General features: G+C 66.2%; 21 protein-coding genes. 15 read left to right on the forward strand and 6 right to left on the reverse strand.

Going from position 1 to position 20174, the window contains the following annotated elements; all coding sequences use genetic code 11:
• Positions 1 to 27: 27 nt before the first annotated feature.
• The 7 genes from PKE80_RS11325 to PKE80_RS11355 are packed head-to-tail and all read left to right on the forward strand — an operon-like array spanning position 28 to position 4540.
• Positions 28 to 522, forward strand: coding sequence for an endonuclease domain-containing protein (locus PKE80_RS11325; RefSeq protein ID WP_069709257.1), 495 nt, complete (start codon positions 28 to 30; stop codon positions 520 to 522).
• Positions 523 to 525: 3 nt separating this feature from the next.
• Positions 526 to 1278 (forward strand): Fe-S cluster assembly ATPase SufC, encoded by a 753-nt coding sequence (sufC, locus tag PKE80_RS11330; protein WP_036525708.1) that lies wholly within the window; start codon positions 526 to 528, stop codon positions 1276 to 1278.
• A complete protein-coding gene (locus tag PKE80_RS11335) occupies positions 1275 to 2012 on the forward strand; it encodes a SufD family Fe-S cluster assembly protein (protein WP_271182555.1) in 738 nt (245 codons plus the stop codon). The genes sufC and PKE80_RS11335 overlap by 4 nt, the downstream gene beginning before the upstream one ends.
• Positions 2009 to 3208, forward strand: coding sequence for an aminotransferase class V-fold PLP-dependent enzyme (locus tag PKE80_RS11340; RefSeq protein ID WP_271182556.1), 1200 nt, complete (start codon positions 2009 to 2011; stop codon positions 3206 to 3208). The genes PKE80_RS11335 and PKE80_RS11340 overlap by 4 nt, the downstream gene beginning before the upstream one ends.
• On the forward strand, positions 3205 to 3675 hold the full coding sequence (locus PKE80_RS11345; RefSeq protein WP_271182557.1) for an SUF system Fe-S cluster assembly protein: 471 nt from the start codon (positions 3205 to 3207) through the stop codon (positions 3673 to 3675). Before PKE80_RS11340 ends, PKE80_RS11345 begins: the two co-directional genes overlap by 4 nt.
• Positions 3672 to 4175 (forward strand): GNAT family N-acetyltransferase, encoded by a 504-nt coding sequence (locus PKE80_RS11350; protein WP_271182558.1) that lies wholly within the window; start codon positions 3672 to 3674, stop codon positions 4173 to 4175. Before PKE80_RS11345 ends, PKE80_RS11350 begins: the two co-directional genes overlap by 4 nt.
• Positions 4172 to 4540: a HesB/IscA family protein gene (locus PKE80_RS11355; RefSeq protein ID WP_271182559.1), complete on the forward strand. Its 369-nt coding sequence runs from the start codon at positions 4172 to 4174 to the stop codon at positions 4538 to 4540. The genes PKE80_RS11350 and PKE80_RS11355 overlap by 4 nt, the downstream gene beginning before the upstream one ends.
• Before the next feature lie 113 nt (positions 4541 to 4653).
• Here the strand turns inward: PKE80_RS11355 and PKE80_RS11360 are convergent, their stop codons facing one another.
• Positions 4654 to 5796, reverse strand: coding sequence for a serine hydrolase domain-containing protein (locus PKE80_RS11360; RefSeq protein WP_271182560.1), 1143 nt, complete (start codon positions 5794 to 5796; stop codon positions 4654 to 4656).
• Between the two features lie 118 nt (positions 5797 to 5914).
• Here PKE80_RS11360 and PKE80_RS11365 point away from each other — a divergent pair, with 118 nt between their 5' ends.
• Complete coding sequence (locus PKE80_RS11365) at positions 5915 to 6226, forward strand: hypothetical protein (protein WP_271182561.1); 312 nt, start codon at positions 5915 to 5917, stop codon at positions 6224 to 6226.
• An 89-nt stretch (positions 6227 to 6315) separates the two neighbouring features.
• Here the strand turns inward: PKE80_RS11365 and mnmA are convergent, their stop codons facing one another.
• Entirely contained in the window at positions 6316 to 7470 is a 1155-nt protein-coding gene (gene mnmA / locus PKE80_RS11370) for a tRNA 2-thiouridine(34) synthase MnmA (protein ID WP_271182562.1), read from the reverse strand.
• A 269-nt stretch (positions 7471 to 7739) separates the two neighbouring features.
• On the opposite strand from mnmA, the gene PKE80_RS11375 reads away from it, so the two are divergent.
• The 6 genes from PKE80_RS11375 to PKE80_RS11400 all read left to right on the forward strand — a co-directional run bounded on the left by PKE80_RS11375 (position 7740) and on the right by PKE80_RS11400 (position 15074).
• A complete protein-coding gene (locus tag PKE80_RS11375) occupies positions 7740 to 7988 on the forward strand; it encodes a hypothetical protein (RefSeq protein WP_008829372.1) in 249 nt (82 codons plus the stop codon).
• 2 nt (positions 7989 to 7990) lie between these two features.
• Positions 7991 to 8290: a CtrA inhibitor SciP gene (gene sciP / locus PKE80_RS11380; RefSeq protein ID WP_008829371.1), complete on the forward strand. Its 300-nt coding sequence runs from the start codon at positions 7991 to 7993 to the stop codon at positions 8288 to 8290.
• Between the two features lie 294 nt (positions 8291 to 8584).
• Complete coding sequence (locus tag PKE80_RS11385; protein ID WP_271182563.1) at positions 8585 to 9811, forward strand: efflux RND transporter periplasmic adaptor subunit; 1227 nt, start codon at positions 8585 to 8587, stop codon at positions 9809 to 9811.
• Positions 9812 to 9827: 16 nt separating this feature from the next.
• Positions 9828 to 13247 (forward strand): efflux RND transporter permease subunit, encoded by a 3420-nt coding sequence (locus PKE80_RS11390; RefSeq protein WP_271182564.1) that lies wholly within the window; start codon positions 9828 to 9830, stop codon positions 13245 to 13247.
• 82 nt (positions 13248 to 13329) lie between these two features.
• Positions 13330 to 14538, forward strand: a complete 1209-nt coding sequence (locus PKE80_RS11395; protein WP_271182707.1) for a DUF445 domain-containing protein — start codon at positions 13330 to 13332, stop codon at positions 14536 to 14538.
• Positions 14535 to 15074, forward strand: coding sequence for a GNAT family N-acetyltransferase (locus PKE80_RS11400; RefSeq protein ID WP_271182565.1), 540 nt, complete (start codon positions 14535 to 14537; stop codon positions 15072 to 15074). The genes PKE80_RS11395 and PKE80_RS11400 overlap by 4 nt, the downstream gene beginning before the upstream one ends.
• Positions 15075 to 15082: 8 nt before the next feature.
• Here the strand turns inward: PKE80_RS11400 and PKE80_RS11405 are convergent, their stop codons facing one another.
• The 4 genes from PKE80_RS11405 to sucC all read right to left on the reverse strand — a co-directional run bounded on the left by PKE80_RS11405 (position 15083) and on the right by sucC (position 19189).
• Positions 15083 to 15910, reverse strand: coding sequence for an energy transducer TonB (locus PKE80_RS11405; protein ID WP_271182566.1), 828 nt, complete (start codon positions 15908 to 15910; stop codon positions 15083 to 15085).
• A 168-nt stretch (positions 15911 to 16078) separates the two neighbouring features.
• Positions 16079 to 17008 carry an electron transfer flavoprotein subunit alpha/FixB family protein gene (locus tag PKE80_RS11410; RefSeq protein ID WP_271182567.1) on the reverse strand — a complete coding sequence of 310 codons (930 nt, stop codon included), beginning with the start codon at positions 17006 to 17008 and terminating at the stop codon, positions 16079 to 16081.
• Positions 17008 to 17754: an electron transfer flavoprotein subunit beta/FixA family protein gene (locus PKE80_RS11415; RefSeq protein ID WP_069708595.1), complete on the reverse strand. Its 747-nt coding sequence runs from the start codon at positions 17752 to 17754 to the stop codon at positions 17008 to 17010. Before PKE80_RS11415 ends, PKE80_RS11410 begins: the two co-directional genes overlap by 1 nt.
• A 235-nt stretch (positions 17755 to 17989) precedes the next feature.
• The gene (gene sucC / locus PKE80_RS11420; protein WP_271182568.1) at positions 17990 to 19189 is read right to left on the reverse strand and encodes an ADP-forming succinate--CoA ligase subunit beta; all 1200 of its coding nucleotides are present in this window, start codon (positions 19187 to 19189) and stop codon (positions 17990 to 17992) included.
• Between the two features lie 186 nt (positions 19190 to 19375).
• Between sucC and PKE80_RS11425 the strand changes: the two genes are divergently transcribed.
• Positions 19376 to 20170, forward strand: a complete 795-nt coding sequence (locus PKE80_RS11425) for a 3'(2'),5'-bisphosphate nucleotidase CysQ (RefSeq protein WP_008829362.1) — start codon at positions 19376 to 19378, stop codon at positions 20168 to 20170.
• Positions 20171 to 20174 lie beyond the last annotated feature (4 nt).

Below are 20174 nucleotides of genomic sequence, written 5' to 3' on the forward strand. Positions count from 1 at the left end.
GACATGAATAACGAAGGACCAGAAACCATGACCGCCGCCCGCAAGACTTTGGGCATCAGCCTCGCCTCCAACGGGCCGAAGGCAGACGCCAAGGCCAGCTTTGCCGTCACCGGCACGCGCCTCGAAACGCTGAAGGAGCGCGCCAAGGACCAGCGCCGCAACCCCAGCGAGGCGCAGAAGGCGCTGTGGGCGAAGCTGTCCGGCTCGCAGCTGGGCGGGGTGAAGTTCACGCGGCAGTCGATCGTCGGCTCGGCGATCGTCGATTTCGCCTGCCCTTCGCGCTGGATCGTGATCCAGCTGAGCGCCGAGGATTCCAACCCCGACGTCAACGAACTGCAGGACCGCAAGCTCACCGAAGTCGGCATCCGCGTGCTGCGCTTCTCGGAAGAGGAAGTGCTCGGCCAGGTCGATACCGTGGTCCGCGAAATCAACACCGAACTCAACGTGCCCTTCGACAAGCGCTCCGCGCGCAAGAAGGCTGGCTCGCGTCCGGCAGGGACGTTCGTGAGCGACGAAGGATAAGCCATGCTCAAGATCGATAACCTGACAGCAAACGTCGCCGACAAGCCGATCCTCAAGGGTCTGTCGCTCACCATCAATCCGGGCGAGATCCACGCGATCATGGGCCCCAACGGCGCGGGCAAGTCGACGCTGGGCTACACGCTGGGCGGCCGTCCGGGCTATGAAGTGACCGGTGGTTCGGTGGACTTCGCCGGGCAGGACCTGCTCGAACTCGAACCGCACGAGCGCGCTGCTGCGGGCCTGTTCCTGGGCTTCCAGTACCCGGTCGAGATCCCCGGCGTCTCCTTCGTCCAGTTCCTGCGCGAGGCGGCCAATGCCCAGCGCAAGGGCCGCGGCGAGGAACCGCTGTCGGGCGGCGAATTCCTCAAGCTGGCCAAGGAGAAGGCCGGCCTGCTGCGCATGGACATGGACATGCTCAAGCGCCCTGTGAACGTCGGCTTCTCAGGCGGTGAGAAGAAGCGCGCCGAGATGGTGCAGATGGGCATCCTGAACCCGAAGCTGGCGATCCTCGACGAGACCGACTCCGGCCTCGACATCGATGCGCTGCGCATCTGCGGCGAAGGCATCAACGCGATCATGCGCGCACCCGACAAGGCGGTGCTGCTGATCACCCACTACCAGCGCCTGCTGGACTACGTGAAACCGGACTTCGTCCACGTCCTCGCCGCAGGCCGCATCGTCAAGTCGGGTGGCCCCGACCTTGCCCTGCGTCTTGAGGAAGAGGGCTACGAGGCGGTGGTGCAGGAGGCGGCATGAACGTCGAACTCGCCCTCCCCACCCGCAAGGACGAGAATTTCCGCTACTCCGACATCGCGGCGCTGGGCACTGTCTGGCCGATCGTGACCGAGGAGATCGTGGTCGCCGAAGGCGCGGAGCAGACGCTTCAGATCGTCGAGACCGGTGCCGGAGCCGTCGCCCGCCACATCGCCATCACGCTCGGCAAGGGCGCGAAGTTCGATCTTCGCGTGCTGACCGCCGGGCCGGCCTATGGCCGCATCGCGGTGGACGTACGGCTGGCTGAAGGCGCCGACTTCACACTGGGCGCGGCGCAGCTGGCTACGGCTGAGGAGACGCTGGAAATCGTCACCGAAGTGACCCACGCGGGCCTCAACGCCACCTCCGAGCAGATCGTGCGCACGGTGCTGGCGGGCAAGTCGGTCGGCACTTACCTCGGCCGCATCGCGGTGGAGCGCGGCGCCGACGGCACCGATGCCGAGCAGTCGGTCCGCGCCATGCTGCTGGAGCGTACGGCGACCGCCAACGCGCGCCCCGAACTCGAAATCTACGCCGACGACGTCAAGGCCGCGCATGGCTGCGCGGTGGGCGAACTCGACGCACAGGGCCTGTTCTACCTGATGAGCCGCGGCCTTACCCCGCCGCAGGCAAAGCGCCTGATGCTGCAGGCCTTCATCGCCGAAGCCTTCACCGGCGCGGCAGGCGAAGAGGAACTGAGCGCGGCGGCGATCGCCCGTCTGGAGGCGATCCTGTGAGTCTCGACACCGCAGAACTCGCGCTCAAGAGCCAGTTCCCGGGTCTGGCGGGTGACTGGCACTACCTCGACACCGCCGCCACCGCGCAAAAGCCGCAGGCGGTGATCGACGCCACCGTCGCTGCCATGGGCCGCGACTATGCGACCGTCCATCGCGGCGTCTATGCCCGCTCGGCCGACATGACGCTGGCGTTCGAGGCGGCCCGCCGCCGCACCGCCGCGTTCCTGAACGCAGAGGAAGACGAGATCGTCTTCACGCGCGGGGCGACCGAATCGATCAACCTCGTCGCGCAGAGCTGGGCTGCCGCGAACCTTCAGCCCGGCGACCGCATCCTGCTCTCGACGCTGGAGCACCACTCCAACATCGTGCCATGGCAGTTGCTGCGAAACGGCGTGGAGATCGACGTCTGCCCGCTCGACGCCGAAGGCCGGATCGACCTCGAAGCCGCCGCGCGCATCCTGACCCCGGCGCACAAGCTGGTCGCCTTCGCCCATGTATCCAACGTGCTCGGCTCGGTGCTCCACGTGGAACACGCCGCGAAGCTGGCGCATGCGGTCGGCGCGAAGCTGCTGATCGACGGTTGCCAGGCCGCCCCGCGCCTCGCGCTCGACGTGAAGGCGTTCGACTGCGACTTCTATGCCTTCTCCGCGCACAAGCTCTACGGCCCGACCGGGATCGGCGTGCTCTGGGCGCGCAAGGACATCCTCGACGGGATGCAGCCCTGGCACGGCGGCGGCTCGATGATCGACAAGGTCACCTTCGAGAAGACTACTTACGCCCCCGCGCCGCAGCGCTTCGAGGCCGGCACGCCCAACATCGTCGAGGCCATCGGCATGGCCGCCGCGATGGACTGGCTTGCCGCCATCGGCCTGAACCGCGCCGAAAAGCACGAGCGTGATCTTGCTGTCCTCCTGCGCAGCGAACTACGCAAGCGCAACGACGTGACGCTGTTCGGACCCGACGATTCGCTCGGCATCGTCAGTTTTGCGCTCGACGGGGTGCATCCGCACGACCTCGGCACCATATTGGACGAAGAAGGCGTGGCGATCCGCGCCGGGCACCACTGTGCCCAGCCGCTGATGGAACACCTTGGCGTCCCCGCGACGGCGCGGGCCAGCTTCGGTCTCTACAACGATGAAAGCGATATCGAGGCGCTCCTGAAAGGGATCGAGCGCACCAGGAGAATTTTCGGATGAGTGACCAGAAGCCTGCATTCAGCGTAGAGGAAGTCGATGCGGCTCCCCCCGCTCCGCGTGCGCGCGTGGACGATGCCGTGCCCCCTCCGGAGGAACGCAAGCGCGACTATCTCGACGGGTTCCTCGCCGAGAAGCCGCAGGGGATCGACCCTTCCGACCCCGGCGGCGCGATCTACGACGGCGTGATCGACGCGCTGAAGGAGATCTTCGACCCCGAGATCCCGGTGAACATCTATGACCTCGGCCTGATCTACGGCGTCGAGGTTTCGCCCGAGGCGTCGGTGTCGGTCATCATGACGCTCACCACCCCGCATTGCCCGGTCGCCGAATCGATGCCGGGCGAAGTGGAACTGCGCGTCTCGGCGGTGCCCGGCGTGCGCGACTGCGAAGTGAACCTCGTCTGGGATCCGCCGTGGGACATGGCCAAGATGACCGACGAGGCCAAGCTGGAACTGGGAATGCTGTGAGCGATACTCTCGCCCCTGACCTTGCGATCGCGCGCGCCGACTTCGCCGATCCTGCCGACGCGGCGGCGATCGTGGCGATGCTCGACGTCTATGCGCGCGATCCGATGGGCGGTGGCGAGCCGCTCTCCGACGACGTGCGCGAACGGCTGGTGCCGGCTCTGGCACAGGTGCCCGGCGCCTTTGTCCTGCTCGCGCGAATCGACGGCGAGGCGGTGGGCATCGCCAACTGCTTCACCGGCTTCTCGACCTTCGCGGCGCGCCCTTTGGTCAACATCCACGACATCGCCGTCGCCCCCGGCCATCGCGGCAAGGGCATCGCCCGCGCCCTGTTCGCCGCGATCGAGGTCGAGGCCCGTACGCGCGGCGCCTGCAAGATCACGCTCGAAGTGCTGAGCGGGAACCAGCGCGCCAAGGAACTCTACGCATCGCTGGGCTACGGCGACTACCAGCTCGACCCCGAAACCGGACACGCGCTGTTCTGGCAGAAGAGGCTCTCATGACCGAAACCACCACCACCAAGACCCGCCCTGCCCGCCCCGCCGCCGTCATCCTGACGCCGAACGCGGAAACCCGCATCGCGAAGCTGATGGGCGAGGCGCCCGAAGGCGCGATCGGCGTGAAGCTGTCCACCCCGCGTCGGGGCTGCTCGGGGCTCGCCTATTCGGTCGACTACGTGACCGAGGAAGCCAAGTTCGACGAGAAGATCGAGACCCCCGGCGGCCTGTTCTATATCGACGGGGCCTCGGTGCTGTACCTCGTGGGCAGCACGATGGACTGGGTGGAGGACGATTTCACCGCCGGTTTCGTGTTCGCCAACCCCAATGCCAAGGGCGCCTGTGGGTGTGGGGAAAGCTTCACGGTCTGAGGTCACGCCTTGCCTCGGGGGGCTTCGACAAGCTCAGCCTGAGCGGATTTTCAGACTATGGGTGTTTCCGCTCAGGCTGAGCTTGTCGAAGCCCCCTGAGCGATACGCGCCCCTCAATTCTTCGGAAACAGTGCCAGCAACGCGCCCAGCCGGTCATGTACCTCGCGCGCCTGCGCCGGGTCGCTGTGGCCGATGCGCACGACCGTCAGCAGTTGCCCGGGCGAACCGATCACGAACTGCCCATAGTCCCCCAGGCACGCAAAGACGTCCTTCTCCGCCGCACCGGGCCAAAGGCGGGCGCCGTCGCTCGCCTCCCCGCGATTGAGCCACACGCCGGAACCATAGCCCGGCTCGCGCGGGCTTGGTTCCAGCATGAACTGCATCCAGCGGCGCGGCAGGATCTGCGCGCCGCCGACCGAGCCGGTGTGGCGGATGAACTCGCCCAGATTGCCCCAGTCGCGCGCGGTCATGGCGATCATGCCCGAGCCGATCATCGTCCCCGCCCGGTCGTAACCAACGATCGCCGAGCCCAGTCCGATCGGCTGCAGCACGCGGTTGCGCAAGTAGTCGCTCACCGCCGCCCGGCGCCGCAGCGCATCGTGGTCCGGCGAGAGCACCCGCGCGGCAAGGTCCGAAAGGATCACCGCGCTGGCCGAGGAATGCACGAAAATCTTGCCCGCCGGGGCCTCGAGCGGCTGCGCCTCGGCGTAGGAGGCCATGTCGTCGCGGCCATCGAGGAACAGCATGCGCATGCGGTCCGATTCGTCCTCGATTCGGCCGGTTCCGGCGCTGGTCGTCTCGACGTGGCGCAGGCCCGAGCGCATCTGCAGGAGCTGGCGCAAGGTGATGACGCCGCGCGGGTCGCCGGGTCGCTGCCATTCGGGCACAGGGGCCGATTCGTTGAGGCGCAGGCGGCCGTCGCTGACCAGTTGGCCGATCATCAGCGCGGTCACGCACTGACCCGCCGACCAGCCGGGAAGGCGCGAATCGGGCTTCACGCCCTCGCCGTAGCGCTCGACCACGACCGAGCCGCGCTTGAGGATGACGAGGGCGTCGGTCTTGCCCACCGCCTCGTCGTCGAACAGGCGGTCGATGGTCCGACCCAGCGATTCGCGCGGGGCGCCGCCAGCATCCTTGATCGCGGCGAGCGATTCGGTGCTCGGCGGCGGCGGTCCTTCGGGCGCGCCGGAGCCGCAGCCCCACAGGGCTGGCAGCATCAGCATCGCGGCGATAAGGGGGGGACGGCGCACCGACATGGCGCGCCGGTCATGTGCGAGGCGTTTGAGAATGGCAACATCCGGGCAACCCGGACCGGGGGACAAGGCCGCAGGCGGGGCCTACCCGACGCGGCAGCCCTCGCGGTGGAAACGCAACGTGATTCTGCTCGTGCTGCTGGCCGCCGTACTGGGGCTCGGCTGGATGTGGCGCGGCCTGCGCGAGGAAGCGCTGGTGGGCGCTGCCTATGGCGCACGGATCGGCTGCGTCTGCCGGTTCGTATCGCAGCGCCCGATGGACTTGTGCGAGGGCGATCTCAAGGTGGCGGGACTCGCGGGCGCCGGGCGCTGGGTGTCGCTGTCGGAGGATGCCGATACGCGCACGGTCAGGGCCTCGGTGCCGCTGCTGGCGAAGCAGAGCGCGGATTTCGATCCCGCCCGCGGGTGCCGGCTGGAGCCGTGGCAGGATTAAGCACACTTCGTCATTGCGAGCGCAGCGAAGCAATCCAGGGCAGCATTGAGCCGCTCTGGATTGCTTCGCTGCGCTCGCAATGACGAAAGTTAAGCCGCGCTTTCGGTCGAATCGATCCAGCCGCCGCCGATCACCCGCTCCCCGGCGTAGATCACCGCCGCCTGCCCCGGCGCGACGCCGTATTCGGGCGCGGCGAAGCGGATCGTCGTGTCCGCGCCCTCGCCCAGCGGGCCGTCGAGCACGATCGGCACCGGCTTGGCCAGCGAGCGGACCTTGGCGGTCAGCGGTGCATCGGGAATCGGCCCGATGCGGTTGGTCTCCACCAGCCGCGCCGAGGCGGTCGCCAGCAGGCGGCGCGGGCCGACACGGACCTGCCGGGTTTCCGCCTCGATGCCGGTGACGTAGAGCGGCTCGGGCTGGCCGCCGATCTCGAGGCCCCGGCGCTGGCCCACGGTGTAGTGGATGACGCCGCGATGGCTGCCCAGCACCGCGCCGGTCTCGGCATGGACGATCTCGCCCGGTGCCTCGCCCTCGGGACGGACGGCGCGCACGATCTTGGCGTAGTCGCCATCGGGTACGAAGCAGATGTCCTGGCTGTCGGGCTTGGCGGCGACGCGCAGGCCCGCCGCTTCGGCCAGACGGCGCGTCTCGGTCTTGGGCAGGCCGCCGAGAGGAAAGCGCAGGAAATCCAGCTGCTTCTCGGTGGTGCCGTAAAGGAAGTAGCTCTGATCGCGCGCCGGATCGAGGGCGCGGTGCAGTTCCGAACCCGCTGCGCCCATCACCCGGCGCACGTAGTGCCCGGTGGCAAGGCAATCCGCGCCCAGTTCACGCGCCATCGTCAGGAGGTCGGTGAACTTCGGCCCCATGTTGCAGCGAATGCAGGGGATCGGCGTGCGCCCGGCGAGGTAGTCGTCGGCGAAGCGCTCGACCACTTCCTCGCGGAAGGCGCTCTCGTGATCGAAGACGTAGTGGGCGATGCCTAGGCGGTCGGCGACGGCGCGCGCATCGCGAATATCGTCGCCGGCGCAGCACGCGCCCTTGCGGCCGGTCGCGGCGCCGTAGTCGTAGAGCTGCAGCGTCACGCCGATGACTTCCGCGCCGCTGGCTGCGGCAAGCGCGGCGACGACCGAACTGTCCACGCCCCCGGACATAGCCACGACAATGCGGCGGGCGGACAGAGGCTCGGCAAGCTGGAACAGTTCGGCGGGGTCGAGCTCGGAAAGAAGATCGGAAAACGCGGTCATGGTGGGGGCGCACATACAGCCAAGCGCGCCGGATTCCTATCCTCCGCCTTTTTCGCTCCCTTTCCCATCGTGAAGAAAGGGTAAAAAGGGCTTTTACGATCCCTTGACCACCTGCGGGTTATAGGGCCTGCATCATGAACGTCGCACCACATCACATGACCCCCGATACAGGGCCCAGTACAGGGGACGCTCCGGGTCGCACCGCAGGTATACCTGCGGTTCCGGGCTGCGACGGGCTTTCCGAAGGGCACCTCCCCGCCGATCCCGCAATGATCGACTGGCAGGCGCTGCGCTCCCGCCTCTTCGCCACGCACGACCGGCTCGGTGTGCTGGGAGAGGACGCGGCAGCCACGCGGCTTCGGCTGCGCGGCAGCTTCGACGGGTGCGCCGCCTCGGCTCTTAATGCTTACGAAGAATGCTCAAGAAACGTTAACCTTGATGCTTCAAGCAATGGCAAGCCCGTTGGAGGCAAGGATTCTCCAGTCGCCGATGTGAACGATAGCGGCGAACGAGGGTAAAGATGATCGAGAACCAGAAAATCCGTCCGGCACAGGTGATCGGCCCGCTCGGCGAGCCGCTGACGGTTGCCGACCTCCCCCCCCCAAACACCACGCGCTGGGTCGTGCGCCGCAAGGCCGAAGTCGTCGCCGCCGTCAACGGCGGCCTGCTGACGATCGACGAAGTCTGCGAGCGCTATTGCCTCACGCTCGAGGAATTCGCCTCGTGGCAGCGCGCCGTCGATCGTTCGGGCATGCAGGGCCTGCGTGTGACACGAATCCAACACTACCGCGATCTCTACGAGCGCCAGCAGAAGTTCTGAGCACTCTCTAACTTCGTCAACCAAGTCCAAAGGCGGCCGTGGAGCATCTTCACGGTCGCCTTTTCACGTTCCGACGCAATAAAACGCATTTACCTGGCCAGACTGGCGCAATGAAGTCGTTCGTCGATGCCTGTCGACGTGAAACCCGGTTCGCGTTGCCACCCTGTTCCCGCGAGTATATGAATCCAGCGGTTTAAGCCATATCGGCAGCCCCGCCTGAATACAGGCACAAGGGCGGACGATGCGGCGGGAGAGCACGCCGCCCGGGGGCGCGTGCATGCGTGCGGTGAACAGATGAACTACGATGGCAAGATTGAAGCCGGCCCCTCTCAGGTCGGCAGGCAGGCAGACGAACCTCACGTCTTCGACGCGACGGGAACGTCGCTCGACAGGGACGATGCCCTGGACCGTCGCTCGCGCCGGGTGATCGTGCTCGTCATCGTCACCGTCGTGCTGCTGGCGGCCGCGCTGTGGTTCGTGCTCCACAAGGGCGACGCGGCCGATGCCGCCGGTGCCGATACCACGCAGGTTCCCGTCGTCTCGGTCGTCGTGCCGGGCCGCTCCAGCGTTGCCGGCGAAATCACCGGCACCGGATCGCTCGCTGCACGCCGCGCGATGCCGGTGGGTTCGGTCGGCGAAGGCGGCGAAGTACGCGAAGTGCGCGTCGATGCGGGCGACTGGGTCGAAAAGGGCCAGGTCCTCGCGGTGATCGACCGTTCGGTGCAGGTACAGTCCGCCGCCAGCCAGTCCGCGCAGGTCCGCGTGGCAGAGGCCGATGCCCGGCTCGCACAGGCCAACCTCGATCGCGGCCTCAAGCTCGTCGATCGCGGCTTCATCTCCAAGGCCGACATCGACCAGCTGACCGCGACCCGCGATGCCGCGGCTGCCCGCGTCGGCGTGGCCCGCGCCACGCTCGGCCAGTTGCAGGCGCAGAATGCGCGGCTCAACATCGTCGCCCCCGCCTCGGGCCTAGTCCTCGCACGCAACGTCGAAGTCGGCCAGGTGGTGAGCGGCGGCAGCGGCGTGCTGTTCAACCTCGCCCGCGACGGCGAGATGGAATTGCTCGCGCTCCTCTCCGAGGACGACCTCGCCAAGCTGCACGTCGGCGTCGCCGCCAACGTCACGCCGGTCGGCTCGGGCAGGAGCTTCACCGGGCAGGTCTGGCAGCTCGCGCCCACCATCGACAACACCACCCGCCAGGGCACCGCGCGCATCGCGCTCAAGTACGACCCGGCGCTGCGTCCGGGCGGCTTCGCCACCGCCGTGATCGAAAGCGGCACGGTCGTCGCACCGATGCTGCCCGAATCCGCGATCCAGAACGATGCCAAGGGCGCGTTCGTCTATGTCGTCGGCAAGGACGACCGCGTCCACCGGCAGGCGGTGAAGACCGGCCTAGTCACCGCGACAGGCATCACCGTCACCTCGGGCCTCAATGGCGACGAGAAGATCGTGATGCGCGCGGGCGGCTTCCTCAACGACGGGGACAAGGTCAAGCCGCGCCCCTCGACTGCAGCCAAGTAACGGGCGACCCGAACCCATGCGCAACATCTCGGCCTGGTCGATCCGCAATCCGATCATCCCGATCGTCTTCTTCATCGGCCTGATGATCGCCGGCATCGTCTCGTTCAACCGAATGGACGTGAACAACATGCCGGACGTCGAGTTTCCGGGCGTCCACATCGGCGTCTCGCAGCCCGGCGCCGCCCCGACCGAGATCGAGACGCAGATCACCCAGATCGTCGAGGGTTCGGTCCGCTCCATCCCCGGCGTCGAGGAAATCCAGTCCACCGCCTCGGAAGGCCGCTCCACCACGCTGGTGTTCTTCTCCGTCGGCACCAATGTCGACGTCGCGACCCAGCAGGTGAAGAACGCGGTCGACCAGGTGCGCGGCCAGTTGCCCGACGGCATCCTCGAACCGCAGGTCCAGAAGATCGAGGCAGGCGGCGGCGGCTCGCTCGCCTACTTCGCGGTGCGCGCCGACGACATGACCATCGAGCAGCTCAGTTGGTTCGTGGACGACACCATCGCCAAGACCCTGCTCGGCGTCGAGGGCATGGCCACCGTCAGCCGCGACGGCGGCGTCAACCGCGAGATTCGCGTCGTCGTCGATCCGCAGCGGATGCAGGCGCTGGGCGTCAGCGCCGAGGCGCTGAACAACGTGCTGCGCCAGGTCAACGTCGATGCGGCAGGCGGTCAGGCGGAAATCGCCGGTTCGCGCCAGTCGGTGCGGGTGCTGGGCAATGCCGAGACCGCCTACGACCTCTCGCAGAAGCGCATCAACCTCGGCAACGGTCGTTCGGTGAAGCTCACCGACGTCGCCAGCGTCCATGACGGCTTCTCCGAGCAGACCGACATCGCCCGCGTCAACGGCCGCGAAGTCGTCACTTTCGGGTTCGAGCGCGCACGCGGCGCCTCCGACGTCGCCGTCTACGACGCGGCAATGGAGAAGCTGAAGGAAATCCAGAAGTCCCACCCCGACATCCACGTCACCCGCCTGTTCTCGCAGGTGGACTACACGCGCGGCCAGTACACCTCCTCGATGGAGGCCCTGGTCGAAGGCGCGGTGCTGGCCATCGTCATCGTCTTCCTGTTCCTCCGCGACTGGCGCGCGACGATGATCTCGGCGCTGGCGATCCCGCTCTCGGCGATCCCGACCTTCTGGTTCATGGACCTGCTGGGCTTCACGCTGAACTTCCTCTCGCTCCTCGCGCTCAGCCTCGTCGCGGGCGTGCTGGTCGATGACGCCATCGTCGAGATCGAGAACATCGTGCGCCACATGCGCATGGGCAAGAGCGCCTACCAGGCCTCGATCGACGCCGCCGACGAGATCGGCCTCGCGGTCGTCGCGACGACCTTCTCGATCGTCGCGGTGTTCCTGCCAGTGGGCCTGATGCCCGGCATTCCGGGGCAGTTCTTCAAGGCGTTCGGCCTGACCGTCGTGGTCGCGGTGCTGATGAGCCTTGCGGTCGCGCGCGTGATCACGCCGATGGTCGCGGCCTACTTCCTCAAGGCGCACGGCCATGCCGAGCACGGCGGCGGCAAGGCCATGGACCTCTACATGAAGATCCTCGCCTGGACGCTCGACAGCCGCGAAGCGCACCGCCGCAAGGCCGCGCTGGTGCGCCAGCCGTTCCACCCCGCCTATGCCCTGGTCGCCACGATCGCGTTCATCCTGCTGATCGCCGCCGGGCTTGCCGCATCCGGATTGCTGTTTACCGCCCTGCAGACCGGAATTACCAAGATCGGCCTCAAGGGCGCCGCCTTCGTGATCGCCGCGATCCTCTCCCCGCTCGCCATTCCCGTGGCGATCTGGCTGCTGGGCAAACTGTTCCGGCTGCTGGCGAGCGCGATGGGGGCGCTTGGCCGCTGGTATCGCTATTACACCGACCGCGTGATCGCGCGCATGCACGACCACCGCTTCTACGCCTTCTGCGCCTCGGTCTACGCGCTCGTCGTCACTTTCGCGCTGCTCGCGGGCCTGCCGCAGCAGTTCCAGCCCAGCACCAACAATGACACCAGCGAGGTCAAGATCGAACTGGTGCCCGGCACCACGCTCGAACAGTCCGAGTTGATCGGCGGCCGCGTCTCGCGCCTGCTCGAAAAGCAGCCCGAGGTCGAGCGCGTGCTGCAGTTCGCGGGCGAAGGTTCCGGCACGCTCTACATCGCCCTCAAGCCCGCCAAGGAACGCGAGGCGACCAGCATCGAGTTCGAGCGCCGCATGGCCCCGCAACTGCAGGACGTCGCCGATGCGCGCGTCAGCTTCGCCTCGCAGTCGGGCGGGTTCGGTTCGGGCCGCGACTTGTCGATCATGCTGTCGGGCAGCGATTCCGAATTGCTCAACAAGACCGCGCAGACCCTCGTGGAGCAGATGCGCGCGATCCCCGGCGTCGTTGCCCCGCGCATCGCCGCCGACCTGCAGCGCCCCGAACTGCTGATCGTGCCGCGCCCCGACCTTGCCGCGCAGCTTGGCGTGACGACGTCCGCGCTCAGCCAGACGATCCGCATCGCGACCTTGGGCGAGATCGACCAGAACGCCGCCAAGTTCTCGCTGAGCGACCGTCAGGTACCGATCCGCGTGATCCTCGACCGCACCTCGCGCCGCGATTTCTCGACGATCGAGAACCTGCCGGTCTCCACCGTCAGCGGCGGCACCGTGCCCCTGAAGCGCGTGGCGGAAATCCGCTTCGGCGCCGGCCCCACGCAGATCCAGCGCTACAACCAGTCGCGCCGTATCTTCGTCGGCGCCGACCTTGGCGAAGGGCAGGTCAAGGGGCCGATCATGACGCAGATCCAGAACCTGCCGATCATGAAGAACCTGCCGATGGGCGTCTCAAACGCCCCCGTCGGCGAGGACAAGTGGCAGGCGGAGATGATCACCAACTTCGTCACCGCCGTCATCTCGGGCATCTTCCTGGTCTTCGCGGTGCTGGTGCTGCTCTACAAGCGCTTCGTCTCGCCGCTGGTCAACATGGCCTCGCTGCTGCTGGCGCCGCTGGGCGGCATGCTGGCGCTGACCGTCGCCGGACAGCCGATCTCGATGCCGGTCTACATCGGCATTCTGATGCTGCTGGGCATCGTCGCCAAGAACTCCATCCTGCTGATCGACTTCGCGATCGAGGAGATGAGCAAGGGCGTCGACAAGCTCACCGCCATCATGGACGCCGGGCACAAGCGCGCCCAGCCGATCGTCATGACCACCGTGGCGATGACCGCGGGCATGGTGCCGACCGCGCTGTCGATCTCGGGCGACGGCGCGTTCCGTGCGCCGATGGGCGTGACGGTGATCGGCGGACTTCTGCTCTCCACCCTGCTCACGCTGGTGATCGTGCCTGCAGCCTTCAGCCTCGCCGATGGTTTCGAGAAGCGGGTCGGGCCGAAGCTGCGCAAGTCGCTGCTGACCTACGACCCCGATCAGCACCACGCCGGGACGCCCACTCACGCGCACCCGGCCGAGTAAGGAAGGGGCCAGCTTGCTGCCATTGGGCCGCCGGAATGCAGGTATACCGCTGACGGGCATCGCCATCGATCGAGGCCGCCGGATGCGCCTGTTCGCGACCGGGCTGCTGCTGGCGATGGGTGTCGCCTTCGTCGTGCTCCACAAGGTTGCAGGCACGCACCCGGCATGGGGGTACGCCATCGCCTTCACCGAGGCCGCGATGGTCGGCGGCCTCGCGGACTGGTTCGCGGTAACCGCGCTGTTCCGCCGTCCACTCGGCCTGCCGATCCCGCACACGGCGATCATTCCGGAGAACAAGGACCGCATCGCCGATTCGATGGCGACGTTCCTGCGCGACAACTTCCTCACCCCGCAAGTCGTCGCGCGGCGCGTGAACGCCTTCAACTTCGCGGCCGCCGCCGGCACTTTCCTTGCTGACCCGGGACGCGGCGGCCAATCGCGCATCCGCGCGGGCGCGGCGAACCTGATCGCCGACGTGCTCGAATCACTCGATCCCGAACGGCTCGGCAACCAGGTCCGGTCGGGGCTCGCACGCCAGCTGGAGCGGGTGGAAGTCGCCCCCCTGCTCGGCCAGATGCTGAGCGCGATGATCGCCGACCGCCGCCACCTGCCGCTCGTCGAAGGCTCGGTGCGCTGGGTCGGAGAGGCTCTGGAGGCGAACGAGGAGATGGTACGCGCCATGATCCGCGAGCGCGCCCACAGCCTGCTGCGCCTGACCGGCCTCGACACCCGCATCGCCAATTCGGTGCTCGACGGCCTTTACAAGCTGCTCGCCGAGATGATCGTACAGCCCGACCATCCGCTGAAGCTCAAGGTCGAGCAGATGCTGGAAAGCCTCGCCGACCGCCTCGTCAACGATCCGGAAACGCGAGAGCGGGTGGAAAACGCCAAGCGTGAACTGATCGCCAATCCTGCCGTCGGCCAGTGGTGGCAGTCGGTCTGGGAACGCCTGCGCCGCAAGCTGATCGACGCCGCCCGCAACCCCGACGCGGCGCTGGCGGGGCAACTGACGACGATGCTCGGCGAACTGGGCACCGCGCTGCAGGGCGATCGGCGCCTGCAGGCCCAGATCAACCGTTTCGCCCGTCGCACGCTGGTCGGCGTCACCGCGCGCTATGGCGAGGAGATCGTCGGCCTCGTCTCGGGCACCGTGAAGCGCTGGGACGCCCGCACGATAAGCAACCGCTTGGAAGGCGCAGTCGGCCGCGACCTGCAGTTCATCCGCATCAACGGCACGCTGGTGGGCGGCTTGTTCGGGGTCTGCATCCATGCCATCGATCGGCTGCTATGACCGATGGACCACTGCTGACAACCGACCGTTTCGACTTGTGGCGCCCGGTGGCGAGCGATCTGCCCCAGCTGTGCGCGCTCATCGATGACGAGGAGACCCGCCGCTATCTCGGCCCTGCCTCGGCCGAGAAGCAGCCGCAGTTCGACCGCCTGATGCGCAACGCGGGCTCCTGGGCGCTCTACGGCTACGGCACCTTCATGGTGCGACCGCATGGCGCAGACAGCATCATCGCTGCATGCGGTGTCTTCCATTCGTGGCGTGGCTTCGGCCACGATGTCGGCATGGACGACGTTCCCGAGGCGGGCTGGATCGTCCGCCGCGACTGGTGGGGCAAGCGCGTGGCGGGTGAAGTGATGGAGGCCGTTCTCGGCTGGTTCGATCCAGCACATGGTCCAAAACGCATCGCCTGCATGATCGAGGAGGGCAATGCGGCATCGGAACGCGTAGCGGCGGCCCTCGGCTTCGCGCGCTACGGCGCGCATGTCAGCGACGATGCGAAACTCATGCTGTTCGAGCGCTTGCCTGGGGGCCGCTGAGTGCGGCGTCAGTTATCGTATACGATGCTGCCTGAAAAGAACGAGGCGACAGGCTGACCGTTGCTATCAAGCGCGGGCTCGAATCTGGCCATGCCGATTACCATGTCGCAAACTTTCGTATTGAAGTTGGCATTCCTGAAGGCGTTTACCGTTTCGCACTGCGTCGGTTGTCCGGCCTTGTCCACCATGACGCGCAAGTTCAGGCGTCCATCCTTGCCCTGATATTCGAGTTCAGACGGGAAATCCTTGAGTATCTCGGATATCCATTTTTTGTCCGCCACTTTAGGGAGGCGCGTAAGCTCGGCCTGCTCGGCTGGGTCAAGGCCCCAATTCCGCACCAGCGCGTCGGTGCAAGTCCGCAGCGCGGAAAGCACCGGAAGAACACTGCCGGTGTCGAGAACGAATGTCTGATGCGATGTCGCCAGACTGATCCGATCGACCGTGGCCTCGAAATCAGAATCCGGCATCGGCTCGGCTGCGAGGCCCCCCACCTGCCGGTGCTTCCTGGTAGCCAATGCACTGGAAAACAGAACCGCTGGACCGTATGCGCCCGCGCGTGCGTTGTGATGCAGACTGGGAAACGAAAGCTCGTGGAGGCCATAGGCGATTCCGAATTGCGGCGCCTGCTGCAGCCGTGCAGCGATCTCGCCTGCAACGGTAACTTCGAAATCGCGACCGGGGCCGTATGTCCTCATGCTCAGCAAAACCGGTCTTTTACTGGTACCGAAGCGTCGAACCATGACGCAACTCGTCTTCTGGTAATCTACCAACCATTGCGAAATCGCGGGCAACGTCGTGATTTTGGGTTTGGCGTGGCAGCAGGTTCCGACGGTCAACCCGCAGAGCATCGCAAGAAGAGCCCAAAAATTCCAATGCCTCATGATTGCAACGTCCCCCGACCATGCACATCGTGTAGGCACTGACATCCACACGATACCCAGCAAATAACCCCCGGATTTGCATCCGGGGGTTAAGCATTTGTGACAGACGGGAATTTTCAGATTTCAAAGCTTGCCGGTAAGCTCCGGCACGGCAGTGAAGAGATCCGCCACGAGGCCCACGTCGGCCACCTGGAAGATCGGGGCATCCTCGTCCTTGTTGATGGCGATGATGGTCTTGGAGTCCTTCATGCCCGCAAGGTGCTGGATCGCGCCCGAGATGCCGACCGCGATGTAGACTTCCGGAGCCACGATCTTGCCAGTCTGGCCGACCTGGTAGTCGTTGGGCACGTAGCCCGCATCGACCGCAGCGCGCGAGGCGCCGACGGCGGCGCCCAGCTTGTCCGCCAGCGGCATGATGGTAGCCTCGAAGGTTTCCGAGTCCTTGAGCGCACGGCCGCCCGAGACAATGATCTTGGCGCTGGTCAGCTCCGGACGCTCCGACTTGGCGATTTCCGCGCCCACGAAGCTGGAGAGGCCCGCGTCACCGGCGCCCGTCACGTCCTCGACCACGCCCGAACCGCCAGTGGCCTCAGCCTTGGCGAAGGCCGTGCCGCGCACGGTGATGACGAGCTTCGCATCGCTCGATTCGACGGTGGCGATGGCGTTGCCAGCGTAGATCGGACGGGTGAAGGTCTTCTCGCCCTCGACCGAGAGGATGTCCGAGATCTGCGCGACGTCGAGCAGCGCGGCAACGCGCGGGGCGACGTTCTTGCCGGTGGTGGTGGCCGGCGCAATGAAGGCGTCGTGGTGACCCATCAGGTCCACGATCAGCGGCGCGATGTTCTCGGCCAGCGCGTGCTCGTAAGCCGCGTCGTCGGCGAAGTGGACCTTGCCCACGCCGGCGATCTGCGCGGCGGCGTCAGCCACGGCGCGCGCGCCGGAACCGGCGACGAGGAGGTGGACTTCACCCAGCTTGGCAGCAGCGGTGACGGCGGAGAGGGTAGCGTCCTTGACGGAGGCGTTGTCGTGTTCGACCCAAACGAGCGTCTTCATTATGCGACTCCCAGTTCCTTGAGCTTGGCGACGAGGCCGTCGACGTCGGCAACCTTGATACCGGCCGAACGGACGGGCGGCTCGGAGACCTTGAGGGTCTTGAGACGCGGCGCGATGTCCACGCCGTAGTCGGCGGGCGACTTCACATCGAGCTGCTTCTTCTTCGCCTTCATGATGTTGGGCAGCGAAGCGTAGCGCGGCTCGTTGAGGCGCAGGTCGGTGGTGACGATGGCGGGGAGCGACAGCTTCACCGTCTCGAGGCCGCCATCGACTTCGCGGGTCACGGAGACCGAGTCGCCGGCAACATCGACCTTCGAGGCGAAGGTGCCCTGCGGACGGCCGGTCAGCGCGGCGAGCATCTGGCCGGTCTGGTTCGAATCGTCGTCGATCGCCTGCTTGCCGAGGATCACGAGGCCAGGGTTCTCTTCGGCTACGATGGCCTTGAGGATCTTGGCCACGGCCAGCGGTTCGACTTCGGCGTCGGTCTCGATCAGGATCGCGCGGTCGGCGCCCATGGCGAGCGCGGTACGCAGGGTTTCCTGGGCCTTCGCCGGCCCGACCGAGACGGCGATGATCTCTTCGGCCTTGCCCGCTTCCTTGAGGCGGATGGCTTCCTCGACGGCGATCTCGTCGAAGGGGTTCATGCTCATCTTGACGTTGGCAAGGTCAACGCCCGTGCCGTCGGCCTTGACCCGCGGCTTCACGTTGTAATCGATGACCCGCTTAACGGGCACGATGATCTTCATTGCGATCTGTCCTCTCACTGCTGGGACGGCAAATTTAACCGCACGATTAAATTCTGGTGCGAGCTATCGCGTTCCTCTGCCTCGACGTCAAGCCTCGCTAAAGCGCTAAGAGCTTGCGACGGGAAAAGAGAAACTTCGCGCAACGCATACATGCAGAAACGGCGGGGGTCGCGAAACCCCCGCCGTCTCAATATTCGCTATATGATCGTGCGCATGATGCGCATCACCGAAAGGATCAGGCGACGGCCTGGACTTCGGCGACGATCTTCTTGGCGGCATCGCCCAGGTCATTGGCGGGGACGATCGCGAGGCCCGAGTTGGCCAGGATGTCCTTGCCCTGCTGGACGTTGGTGCCTTCGAGGCGGACGACGAGCGGAACCTGCAGGTTCACTTCCTTCGCCGCGGCAACGATGCCCTCGGCGATGATGTCGCACTTCATGATGCCGCCGAAGATGTTCACGAGGATGCCCTTCACTGCGGGGTCCGCGAGAATGATCTTGAACGCCGCGGTCACCTTCTCCTTGTTGGCGCCGCCGCCGACGTCGAGGAAGTTGGCCGGGAACATGCCGTTCAGCTTGATGATGTCCATCGTCGCCATGGCAAGGCCGGCGCCGTTGACCATGCAGCCGATGTCACCGTCGAGCTTGATGTAGGCGAGGTCGTACTTCGAGGCTTCGATCTCGGCCGGGTCTTCCTCGGTCTCGTCGCGCAGGGCGAAGATGTCGGGGTGACGGGCGAGAGCGTTCGAATCGAAGCTCATCTTGGTGTCGAGGACGAGCAGCTCGCCGCCCTTCGATTCGACCAGCGGGTTGATCTCGACCATGTCGCAGTCCATCGCGATGAACGCGGTGTAGAGCTGCTTGGCGAGCTTCTGGGCCTGCTTGTTGAGGTCACCCGACAGGTTCAGCGCGAAAGCGACGGCGCGGCCATGGTGCGCCTGGAAGCCTTCGGCCGGATCGATGGTGATCGTGGTGATCTTCTCGGGCGTGTTGTGCGCGACTTCCTCGATGTCCATGCCGCCTTCGGTCGACACGATCATGGCGACACGGCCGGTCTTGCGGTCCACCAGCATCGACAGGTAGTATTCCTTGTCGATGTCGACGCCGTCGGTCACGTAGAGACGGTTGACCTGCTTGCCCGCTTCACCGGTCTGGATGGTGACGAGGGTGTTGCCGAGCATTTCCTTGGCGAAAGCCTCGACTTCCTCGATCGACTTGGCAAGACGCACGCCGCCCTTGGCGTCGGCGGGGAGTTCCTTGAACTTGCCCTTGCCGCGGCCGCCGGCGTGGATCTGCGCCTTGACGACGTAGAGCGGTCCGGGGAGCTGCTTGGCAGCAGCGACTGCCTCTTCGACGGTGAGGGCGGCGATGCCGGCGGGAATGCCCACGCCATACTTCGCGAGGAGTTCCTTGCCCTGATATTCGTGAATGTTCATCGCTCAAATCGCTTTCTGCTGGAGGTTCCCGGGGAAGGCGCCGTAGCCATATGTTCGGCGTCCGCCTAAGCACATCCCGGCGCCCTTGAAAAGGCCCGGCGCCTGCGCAAATGCATAGCCACGTCGAATTTCATCGACCTTATTTGATATCAGTTCTTAATAGCAATTGATGCGGGAGCGCGCCCGATGATCGACAGAAAGCGACTCGAAGCCATCGTCCGGGAGGCCGGACGCATCGCCCTTGCCGGATGGCCGGGCGATGGGCACGCGCTCGAATCGTGGGAAAAGACGCCGGGAAGCCCGGTCTGCACCGCCGATCTCGCGGTCGATGCCTACCTCAAGCGCGAACTGCGCGCATTGCTGCCTGCGGCAGGATGGCTTTCGGAAGAGACGGCCGACACGCAGGATCGGCAGGACCATGAACTGGTCTGGCTGGTCGATCCGATCGACGGCACCCGAGACTACATTCATGGTCGCAAGGGCTGGGCGATTTCGGTAGCGCTGGTGAACACGCGGCGGCCATTGCTGGGCTACCTCTTCGCCCCCGTGCGTAACCGCGACAACGGCGGCGAGTTCTGGTCGGCCGAAGCGGGCAAGGGCGCATGGCTGAACGGCGCCCGGCTCACCGCAAGCGAACGCGAGGTGCTGGGCGGATCGCGCGTACCCGCCCTCAAGCTGGCTCCCGAGGACGCCGACCTCACCCTTGTCGAGCAGCCCAATTCGATCGCCCTGCGCATGGCCATGATCGCAGCCGGAGACGCCGATCTTCTGGCGACCCTGCGCTGGGGCTACGAGTGGGACATCGCCGCTGCCGCACTGATCGCACGCGAGGCGGGCGCCTCGGTGACCGACGCCTTCGGCCAGCCGCTCAACTACAACAAGCGCGATCCCCGCGCATTCGGCGTTCTGGTTTCCTCGAATGGCATCCATGCTGCCGCGGTCGAGCGACTCGCAGATCGCGCGCGGCGCTATTCGGTCTGACCGA

Origin of the sequence: Novosphingobium resinovorum, from assembly GCF_027922145.1 — a bacterium.
Classification (GTDB): domain Bacteria; phylum Pseudomonadota; class Alphaproteobacteria; order Sphingomonadales; family Sphingomonadaceae; genus Novosphingobium; species Novosphingobium resinovorum.